General features: G+C 73.0%; 6 protein-coding genes and 1 pseudogene. 3 read left to right on the plus strand and 4 right to left on the minus strand.

From position 1 onward, the window contains the following. Positions 1 to 207: 207 nt before the first annotated feature. Positions 208 to 2,262 (minus strand): HelD family protein, encoded by a 2,055-nt coding sequence (locus ACFVH5_RS41840; RefSeq protein ID WP_385838929.1) that lies wholly within the window; start codon positions 2,260 to 2,262, stop codon positions 208 to 210. A gap of 414 nt (positions 2,263 to 2,676) precedes the next feature. Between ACFVH5_RS41840 and ACFVH5_RS41845 the strand changes: the two genes are divergently transcribed. After that, on the plus strand, positions 2,677 to 2,865 hold the full coding sequence (locus ACFVH5_RS41845; protein WP_210881115.1) for a hypothetical protein: 189 nt from the start codon (positions 2,677 to 2,679) through the stop codon (positions 2,863 to 2,865). Between the two features lie 31 nt (positions 2,866 to 2,896). Here ACFVH5_RS41845 and ACFVH5_RS41850 read toward each other — a convergent pair whose 3' ends face one another. Then, positions 2,897 to 4,540, minus strand: coding sequence for a DNA repair helicase XPB (locus tag ACFVH5_RS41850; RefSeq protein ID WP_385838924.1), 1,644 nt, complete (start codon positions 4,538 to 4,540; stop codon positions 2,897 to 2,899). A 233-nt stretch (positions 4,541 to 4,773) separates the two neighbouring features. Here ACFVH5_RS41850 and istB point away from each other — a divergent pair, with 233 nt between their 5' ends. After that, entirely contained in the window at positions 4,774 to 6,321 is a 1,548-nt protein-coding gene (gene istB, locus ACFVH5_RS41855; RefSeq protein WP_385838926.1) for an IS21-like element helper ATPase IstB, read from the plus strand. Here istB and ACFVH5_RS41860 read toward each other — a convergent pair. Further along, positions 6,299 to 6,565 (minus strand): hypothetical protein, encoded by a 267-nt coding sequence (locus tag ACFVH5_RS41860; protein WP_385838927.1) that lies wholly within the window; start codon positions 6,563 to 6,565, stop codon positions 6,299 to 6,301. The two genes, istB and ACFVH5_RS41860, sit on opposite strands and share 23 nt — an antisense overlap. A gap of 582 nt (positions 6,566 to 7,147) precedes the next feature. Then, positions 7,148 to 9,838, minus strand: coding sequence for a helicase-associated domain-containing protein (locus ACFVH5_RS41865; RefSeq protein WP_385838928.1), 2,691 nt, complete (start codon positions 9,836 to 9,838; stop codon positions 7,148 to 7,150). 141 nt (positions 9,839 to 9,979) lie between these two features. Here ACFVH5_RS41865 and ACFVH5_RS41870 point away from each other — a divergent pair. Continuing rightward, positions 9,980 to 10,216: pseudogene (locus ACFVH5_RS41870) on the plus strand (hypothetical protein); the annotation flags it as partial.

Raw genomic sequence — 10,216 nt, forward strand, 5'->3', positions numbered from 1 at the left:
CCCCTAGGGGGGTGGGGGGCTGGGGCGCAGCCCCGCCCCTCAGGGGCGCGGGGAACGGCGCGGCCAGCGCCCACGGGCCCGCACTTGGCCACCGGCCGGTCTTTGAGGGGCGCGGGGAACGGCGCGGCCAGCCCCCACCGGCCCGCACCTGACCACCGGCCCGTCTTTCAGGGGTCGGGGGACGGCGCGAGCACCCCCACCGGCCCGTCAATCCTCCAGCTGCGCCGGCAAGGCGTCCGCGTGGGTCACGATCAGGCCCGACACCGCTCGCGTCAGAGTGACGTACAGGCGCCGCAACCCCGTCCGTTCGTCCGGTTCACCGTCGACGACGGCCTGGGGTTCGTCCAGGACCACGTAGTCGTACTCCAACCCCTTCGCGAGCGACGCAGGCACCAGCGTCAGCCGGGCGGAGGCGGTCGTCTCCTCGCCGGGAGCGAGATGGTCGAGCCCCGCCTTCGCCAGCGCCTCGGCCAGCACCGGCACCCGCCCGTCCGCGGCGATCAGCCCCACAGACCCCTCCCGCGCAAGCAACTCCTCGCAGGCCGAAACCACTTCGGCGGCAGTGGTGTCCACGGCAGCCTCGCGGACCGCGCGGACCTCGAAGAACCCCGGGTTCTCCCGGACCGACGCCACCGGCGCCAGCCCCGGCGCGATGTACGGAAGCAGCCGGGACGCGTACGTGATCACGTCGGTCGGGACGCGGAAACCGGCCGTCAGTTCCTCCACCACCGCCTCCGACTTCCCCAGGTGCGCCAGCGCCTCCTCCCAGCTCCGCGTCGCCCACGGCGTCGTACCCTGCGCGAGATCCCCGAGCACGGTCGCCGAACCGGTCGTGCAGCGCCGCCCCACCGCCCGGTACTGCATCGGCGACAGGTCCTGCGCCTCGTCGAGCACCACATGTCCGAGGGAGTGCGTGCGCTGTACGAGGTCGGTGGCCTCGTCGATCAGCACGGCGTCCGCGGCGGCCCACTTGACGGACTTCACCGACCGGACGGGCTTCGCCCAGCGGATCGTCTCCTGCTCCTCCTCCGTGAGGACACCCTCCGCGTGCAGCGCCAGGAAGTCCGCGTCCGAGAGCAGCCGGAAGACCAGCTTCGCCGGGTCCACCGGCGGCCAGATCGCCTTGACCGCCGCCTTCACCGCGGGGTTGCGGGCGACGGCGTCCTGCACCCGGTCGTCCGGTGCCTCGCCGGACCGTTCCATCTGCACCAGCACGGCGTGCGCGATGCGCTGTGGCAGGGCTTCGCGGGCGGCGCCGTACCGGATGTCCCGGTCCAGCAACTCCTGCACGATGGAGGTCAGTTCGTACTCCGGTACGCGCCAGCGCCGGGAGCCGCGGACCACGACGACCTGCTCGGTGGGCAGGGTCACGTGTGCGCGGACCGCCCGGCGCAGTACCTCGGCCATCCGTGCGTCGCCCTTCAGGACGGCGGTCGCCGCCTCGTCCGCGCCCCGCACCTCGACGTGCGCGACCAGGTCGGCGACGGTGGCCTGCTTGACCTCCAGTTCGCCCAGTGCGGGCAGCACCTGTTCGATGTAGTGCAGGAAGGACGCGTTGGGCCCGATGACGAGGGTGCCGGTGCGGGCGAGGCGGTCGCGGTGGGCGTACAGGAGGTACGCGACCCGGTGCAGGCCGACGGCCGTCTTGCCGGTGCCGGGACCGCCCTGGACACAGACCGTGCCGCCCAGACCGGATCGTACGATCTCGTCCTGTTCGGGCTGGATCGTCGCCACGATGTCGCGCATGGGGCCCACGCGCGGGCGCTCGATCTCCTGCTGGAGCAGTTTGCTCGTGGCGGCGGTCTCGGCGGGGTCGGAGAGGTGCTCGTCCTCGTACGCGGTGAGGTCGCCGCCGGTGTAGCCGAAGCGGCGGCGCAGCCCGATGTCCATCGGGGTCTTCTTGGAGGCCCGGTAGAACGGCTGGGACACGGGGGCGCGCCAGTCGATGACCATCGGGTCGCCGCCGGCGTCGTGCACGTGCCGGCGCCCGATGTAGAAACGTTCACCCTCGGCGCCCTCCGCCTGCTCGGCGCCCGGGGCGTGCAGGTAGTCGAGGCGGCCGAAGAACAGCGGGGTGTGGGACAGGTCGGCGAGGGCTTTGATGCGTTCGTCGATCTGGCGGGTCAGGACTTCCGCGTTGACCCAGTTCGCGGTGACGTCCCGGATGTCGAGGGACTGGACGTCCTCGCGCATCGAACGCAGTGCGGCACGCGAGTGCGCGAGGTGGGCGCGTTCACGCGAGAGGGGATCGTCGGACGGCATGGCGGAGTCGGACGGGGTGGACACGGGTGTTGCCTCCGGGCCTGCGGGAACCGCGGGGCCGGGCGGGCCCCGCTGACTGTGGCGGTGAACCGACCGGTTTCCGTCCGGACGGCGGCGCTCCACGACGGGAGGCGGGCAAGAGCGGAGATCTTAGGCGAGCGGGCCCACCCGAGGCCAACCGTTTTCACACCCCGGCTTCCGGACCCCCGGCTTCCGGACCCCCGGCCTCCGGGTTCTTGAACCCCCGGCCCCGGACCCGCGCGCCCCCCCCGCGACCCCGCTCCCCCCGCGACCCCTAGGGGACACCGACCCCCACCTCCGGGGTGGAGGTCGCCCCGAAGTCGTACGCGGGGACGACCCGGGCTCGGTCCGCAGGCCGATGGAAGGGGGAAGCGGACGTTGCACCATGGATGCATGAGTACCGCGACCTTCACCCAGGCCCCCGCCCGCCCCCGTCCGCCGAACGGCGCGACCGCCCTGCGGGGCAGTCACCGCCATCGCGTCGGCGACGCCCTGCGCGCCGTCAAGGTCTTCGCCGGCGCCGCCCTCGGAGTGGTCCTCCTCGGCGAGTACGGCGAGGAGGCGGGCGTACGCCGCCGGTAGCGCCCCCTCCCGAGAGCCGACCGGCCACGCGCTAGTTGTCGGCCAGCAGTTCGTCCGCGTCCACGATCCGGTACGCGTAACCCTGCTCGGCCAGGAAACGCTGGCGGTGGGCCGCGAAGTCCTGGTCGATGGTGTCGCGGGCCACGACCGAGTAGAAGTGCGCCTGGTGGCCGTCCGCCTTCGGACGCAGCACCCGGCCGAGGCGCTGGGCCTCCTCCTGGCGGGAGCCGAAGGTGCCCGACACCTGGATGGCGACCGTCGCCTCCGGCAGGTCGATGGAGAAGTTGGCGACCTTCGAGACGACCAGCACGCTGATCTCCCCCTGACGGAACGCGTCGAAGAGTTTCTCGCGCTGCGCGTTCGACGTCTCGCCCTTGATGACCGGCGCGTCCAGATGCTCGCCCAGTTCGTCGAGCTGGTCGATGTACTGCCCGATGACGAGTGTCTGCATCCCCGCGAACCGACGCACCAGCGCCTCGGTGACCTTGCGTTTCGTCGCCGTGGTCGCACAGAAGCGGTACTTCTCCTCCGCCTCGGCGGTCGCGTACGCCAGCCGCTCGGAGTCCGTGAGGTTCACCCGGACCTCGACACAGTCGGCCGGGGCGATGTACCCCTGCGCCTCGATCTCCTTCCAGGGCGCGTCGAAACGCTTCGGCCCGATGAGGGAGAACACGTCCGACTCACGGCCGTCCTCACGCACCAGCGTGGCCGTCAGACCGAGCCGGCGGCGCGCCTGGAGGTCGGCGGTGAACTTGAAGACCGGCGCGGGCAGCAGATGCACCTCGTCGTAGATGATCAGCCCCCAGTCGCGGGAGTCGAACAGCTCCAGGTGCTGGTAGACACCCTTCCGCTTGGTCGTCAGCACCTGGTACGTCGCGATGGTGACCGGGCGGATCTCCTTGCGCGTACCGCTGTACTCGCCGATCTCGTCCTCGGTCAGACTCGTGCGCTTGACCAGCTCGTGCTTCCACTGCCGGGCCGAGACCGTGTTCGTGACGAGGATGAGCGTGGTGGCCTTCGCCTCGGCCATCGCGCCCGCGCCGACCAGCGTCTTCCCGGCGCCGCAGGGCAGCACGACCACGCCCGACCCGCCGTGCCAGAAGTTCTCCACCGCCTGCTTCTGGTACGGCCGCAGGGACCAGCCGTCCTCGGCGAGCCCGATGGGGTGCGCCTCCCCGTCCACGTACCCGGCGAGGTCCTCGGCCGGCCAGCCCAGCTTCAGGAGCGTCTGCTTGATCTGCCCGCGCTCGGAGGGGTGCACGGCCACGGTGTCCGGGTCGAGCCGGTTGCCCACGAGCGGGGTGATCCGCTTCGAGCGCAGGATCTCCTCGAGGACGGGCCGGTCGGTGGTGGTCAGGACGAGCCCGTGGGCGGGGTGCTTGCTCAGGGTGAGCCGGCCGTAGCGGCCCATCGTCTCCGCGATGTCGACCAGCAGCGCGTGCGGCACCGGATAGCGGCTGTACTGCACGAGCGCGTCCACGACCTGCTCGGCGTCGTGTCCGGCCGCGCGCGCGTTCCACAGGCCGAGCGGGGTCACCCGGTAGGTGTGGATGTGCTCGGGCGCGCGCTCCAGCTCGGCGAAGGGAGCGATGACCCGGCGGCACTCGTCCGCCAGCTCGTGGTCGACCTCCAGGAGCAGGGTCTTGTCGGACTGGACGATGAGTGGACCATTCACGCGCGTCCCCTTCTGCACAGCCGTGCGATGTGCACGGCCAAACGTCCAGTGTGCCTGATCGTCGCCACCCGCCGCCGCGAACGCCCGGCGCCCCCGGCCCTGTCCTACTGAATGTCTATTCATTCCAATGAGTGGTGTGAATTCAGATTTACGGTCGCTGCCCCGAAGAATGGCGATCCCGCAGGTCACTGCGCAGGTCACCGCCCGGTTCGCCGCCCAGGGAGAGCTCACTGTTGTCTCATCACAGCCATGCCCCGCCGCCCGAGCCGCAGCCCGAGACGCCGCCCGCCTCGCAGCCGAGCGCGACTCTCGGCTACTCGCTCTTCGCCACCCGCTGGCTCCAGGCCCCGCTGTACTTCGGACTGGTGGCCGCACAGGGTGTGTACGTCTACAAGTTCTTCAGAGAGCTGTGGACTTTAATCCTCCGGAGCGTGACCGGGCAGGCGAACGAGACGTACGTCATGCTCGCCGTGCTGAAACTGGTCGACGTCGTCATGATCGCCAATCTGCTGATCATGGTGATCGTCGGCGGGTACGAGACGTTCGTCTCGCGCATCGGCCTCCAGGGCCACCGTGACCAGCCGGAATGGCTCTCGCACGTCAATTCCAACGTGCTGAAGGTGAAGCTCGCCACCGCCATCGTGGGCATCTCGTCCGTGCACCTGCTCCAGATGTTCGTGGACGTGCACCACACCTCGCACCACTCGCTGCTGTGGGGGACGGTCATCCACATGGCGTTCATCGCCTCGGCCGCGATCCTGGCGTACATGTCGGGCCCGATGGCGACGCACGGGGAGCGCCCGCACGGGGAGCGCCCGCACAAGGGGCATGGGCAGGCACCCGCGCAAGGGCATGTGCCGGGGCTGGAGCACGGGCACGGGCAGGAGCGAGGGTTCGGGCAGGCGTATGCCTCAGGTGCGGGGTCCGGGGTCGAGAGCGCCGGGAGGTCGGCCGGCGGGATGACGGGGTCCTCCGTCCCGGCCGAGTTCGCGTTCGCGGCCAAGACCGCGCCCGCGGCCCGGATTCCCGTCCAGCTCGCGGGCCCGTCCGCCACGCAGACCGCCACGCAGGCCGGCACGCAGCCCACCGCACAGGCCGCGGCGCAGATCGCCGCGCAGGCCACCGCCCCGATCCCGGTGCAGACGGTCTCCGCCCCGTACGACGCGCACGAGTCCGTCGACCCGCACGACTCCTCGGAGCCCGGTGTCGAGGCCCGCATCCGTGACGCCCGGTTCCCCGCCCGGAAGCTGCTGGAGGAGTTCGACGAGGAGTACCCCCGGGTGCTCGACCGGGAGGCCGTGTCCCGGCTCGGCAGCCTGGACTTCGTCGCGGCCCGGCGCAACGTGGTGTTCGTCGGCCCGCCCGGCACCGGCAAGACGCATCTCGCCGTCGGCCTCGGCGTACGGGCGTGCCAGTCGGGGCACCAGGTGCTCTTCGCGACCGCGGCGCAGTGGGCCGCGCGGCTGGCCGGAGCCCGGTCGGCCGGCCGCCTCGGTGAGGAACTGGCGGACCTCGACGCCCGCCCGCTGCTCATCGTCGACGAGGTCGGCTACACCCCGCTCGACCCGGACACCGCCCACCTCTTCTTCCAGCTCGTCGCGCACCGCTACGAGCGGTCCTCCCTGATCGTCACCACCGACCGTCCGCTCGGCCGCTGGGAGGAGGTCTTCGGCGGCGCCGCCCCCGCGATGGTCGACCGGCTCGCGCACCACGCGGAGATCGTGCGTCTCGAAGGCGACAGCTACCGCATGCGCCGGGTCACCTCAGCGTGGGCAGAGTGATGTTGTTGATCAGCGGCCCCTCGATGCCGACCCCCTCGGTCACCAGCGGTTCGACGGCGGCCACCGGCAGAGGCAGCGGCAGGGCGGCCGGGGCGGACTGAGGTGCCCGCGCGGCCGTCCGGGCCGCGGCGGCCTGCGGGGCGAGTACGCCGATGAGCACGGCCGAGGCGATGAGGGCGACCGTGGCGGCCGTGCGCGCGCGATGGGTACGGCGCTCCGGACCCGTGGCACTCACGGCGGGCACGGACGGCACGGAAGCCATGGGGCACGCGGGTTGCAGCGTGCGGCGGAGGGGACGCATGGGAGCCACGGAACCTTTCGGGTGCTGCTGAGCCGGGACAGAGCCAACGGAACGGGGCCCACGGAACGGGGCCCACGGAGGAACGGGCCGGACCCGGGACGGCCGGGTCCGGCCCGCAGGACGTACGAGGCCTGCCGGGCGTACGAGCCCTACGAGGCCTATGGGGCGTGCGGGACGGGACGGGGCTTACGGGGTGTGACGCGCCGCGCGAGCGCGGCTCAGAACGTCACGCCCCCGCCGAGATCGATGCCGATCGCCGCGGCCTGTGAGGCGAGTGCGCCGAGCAGCGCGGCGGTACCGATCAGGACGGTGGCGACACGACGGGCAGTACGCATGGGATTCCCTCTTCTTCACGTGGGTTCGTTGCGTGAGCAGGACGCCCAGTGGCTGCCCAGCGGCCGGCGCGGGAATGCCGGAGAACCCACAAGGTCCCTCATGGGTGGGAAGCGCCCGGCGTGGCGTGCATGAACCACCGCCTACACCCGAACGAGTGAGGCGGAGACCGGCGGGCGAGGGTGCGCGGACTCAGGCCTGTTCGTCCGCCAGTTCCGCTTCGTCCGCCAGTTCCGCCACGCCCGTCACCCGGTGCAGCGGATACGTCCGGACCTCGTCCGCGGTGTGGTCGTACGCCGTGACGAAACCGCCCTCCACCCGGACGGGGGCGATGACGCGCTGGCTCGCGGAGCCCTCGGCGTTCACGTAACCGATCCACAGGGTGCCGCCGGTGAGGACGGCGGCCTGCATGGTGGCGAGGGTCTCGGCGGAGGTGGTGCGCGGGAGGGCGCCGTTCCGCCCGCCGCCTGAGAGGCCGGAGCCGGAGTCGGAAGAGCCGGCGGAACCGGCGGAGCCGGAGCCGGACGGCTTGCGCGGTGTCGTGGAGGCCAGATCGCCCGCACGGATGGCCCGGATCGCGGCGCCCAGCAGGGTGGTGTCGGGGGACGGCGGACCGTCGGGAACCGGCTCGGGCGCCGTGCGCGGGGGCGTGCGGTGTGCGAGCGCGCGGGTGATCAGCACATCGCCCTCGGCGGACTCGGCGGCCGGCGCGAAGCCCATCGCACGCAGCCCTTCGAGGAGCGTGGCCGGGTCGGCCTGGGCGGCCAGCACCGTGGGCGCGAGGCGGCGCAGCCGCAGCCCCTGCGAACGCTTGTCGGCGATGATCTCGTTCAGGACCGCGTCGTCGTCGCAGCGCACGTACGCCGACGCCGCGCCGATCCGCAGGTGGCCGTGTCTGCGTGCCACGTCGTCGATCAGGTAGGCGAGCGGCTGCGGTACCGGCGTACGGGAGTGGGCGGTGAGGAACGCCTGCAGGTCGGAGGCCGAGCGGCCCGCGTCCAGGGCGCGGCGGACCGAGCCCGGGGTGAAGCGGTAGACCGTCGCCCCGCCCTTCGACTCGACGTCCGCGAGGACGTCCAGCACATCGGCCAGCGGGCGGCGCAGCGGACCCGGGGCCACCGCCGTCAGGTCCGCCTGGAGGAGGACGTGGTCGAGGGGTTCGGGAAGCAGCGGGGCCAGCAGCCGGCCGGCGAGGGCGGCGGCGGAGGCCACCTCGGCGGGCGAGCGGGGGTCCGGCGCGGGCACCGGGTGGTGGGGATGCCGGTGGTGGACGGGCAGCTTGTCGCCGGGACCGGGACCGGGACCGGGAACGGTGGCGGACACGGACACGGACGCGGGGGCGGGTGCGCCGGGCGGCGCCCCCATGAGCGCCCGTCCGTGCGCGGACAGCGCGCCCCGGCCGGTGATCCCCAGGGACTCGGCCTCGGTCAGCGTCCACCGGGCGATCCGCGACCGCAGATCGTCCGTGGAGGCGGCGCCGCGCAGGGCCCGCTCCCAGTGGAGGCGGGCGACGAGGGCGTCGGGGGACGTGGAGCCGCCCTCGGGCAGCGCGGCGAGGAGCGAGAGGACCCGGTGCCGGACCTCGGGCGCCGCCGAGCGGTCCAGGCCGGGGCCCAGCGCCGCCAGCGTGCGCTCCTTGGTGTCGCGTCCGCCGACCACGCCCGCCGTACGGGTCGCCGACAGCCATGCCGTGGCCAGCCGCGTCCAGCGCTCGGCCGCCGGGAGCTCCAGCCATTCGTCGTAGGCGGGTGTCGCCGCGTACCGCTCGTCGGCCTCGCCGTCCGGGGCCAGCAGGCCCGCCGCGTAGGCGAGTTCGACCCAGAAGGCGGCGACCGGCTCCGGTACGTCGAGGGCCATGGCCGTCCGCTTCAGGTCGCGCACGCTCAGACCGCCCGCGCGCAGCGCCGACGGACCGCCCTCGTCCCAGTCCTTCAGCAGTTCCTCGACGGTGGCGAGCGCCGTGTACGCCTGCCCGGCCGCCGTGCTGTCCACAACCTGTGGACGGTGTACGGAGGTGGGCTCGACCGGCGGAGGAAGCGGTTCCGTCCGCTGGTGCGCCCGCCCCTCGCGCAGATGGAGGGCCACCTCGCGGGGCAGTACGACCGTGCCGGGCGCCGTCGGCAGCAGCAGTCCGCGGTCGAGGAGCCAGCGCAGCCGGGTCGCCGGATCGGCGGTCACCTGGCCGTACGGCGGCCCCCAGACGAGCCGCGAAAGGACTTCGAGGGAGTCCGGCGGGGCCGTGCCGAGCAGGGCGGACATCCGGGCGCGGTCGGTGAAGAGCCCCGTGAGCGACTCCACCGCGGACACCGCGTCGTGCGTCGTGGGCAGTCCGGCCGTCGTGAGGAGTTCCTGGATCCGGCCCGGGGACATGCCCGTGGTGGCCTCCGCGACCGTCGGGCCGAGCCCCGTCGGGGAGGGGTGCTGCGGTGAGGGCGCGAGCAGTTCGCGGGCCGTGCGCACCAGCCGCAGCCGGTCGTCCGAGCCCCACACCAGTGCCTGTTCGCGCAGGACGGCCACCGCACGCGGGAGTGCCTCGACGATCACCGGATCGTGCCCGTCACCCGCCAGCAGGTCCCGGAGCGTGCCGTACGGCGCCGGTTCCGGGGCGACGGCCAGCGCCTCCGCGGTCTGCAGGGCGAACCGGTCAAGGCGCTCCAGCGCCCGGATCACGGAGGCCCGCGTACCGGCCCGGGTGGCCAGCTGGGTCAGGTCGGTCGGTACGGGAGTGATGAGGTCCGGGCGGGCCCGCAGCAGCGCGGACAGGGAGGAGTCGTCGCGGGCCCGCAGGTCCTCCGCGAGGGAACGAGGGTGTGCCCCGGCGGGGGCGGGCTCCTCTGTGGACGCCCCGCCGGGCTCCTCTGACGACTGCTCCTGGACGCTCATCCGATCCACGGTAGCGGGTGGGCCCCCACCGCCGGTCCCGTTGGCGTGAGCCGCGGCCGTGCCGGGGCCCGCCACCGGCGGCGGGCGCGGTACCGTCGGTCGCACGGGAAAACGCAACGTGGGCGTCCCGGAGGGGACTTCGTGGGGATCGAGAGCGACCAGCTCGTATTCGACTATCTGAGCCGGGTCGGCGACCTGGCCCAGCAGAGGCAGCTGCCGTCGGGGACGCGGATGCGGCTCGTGTCCGAGCTGCGCGGCGAGATCGACCGTCGCCGGACGAAGGCGACCCTCGACAGCCCGGCCGCGGTCCGCCGCATCCTGGATCGCATCGGCACCCCCGAGTCGGTGGTCGCCGCGGCCAACTCCCCGACCGACAGC

Origin of the sequence: Streptomyces sp. NPDC127119, from assembly GCF_042677425.1 — a bacterium.
Classification (GTDB): domain Bacteria; phylum Actinomycetota; class Actinomycetes; order Streptomycetales; family Streptomycetaceae; genus Streptomyces.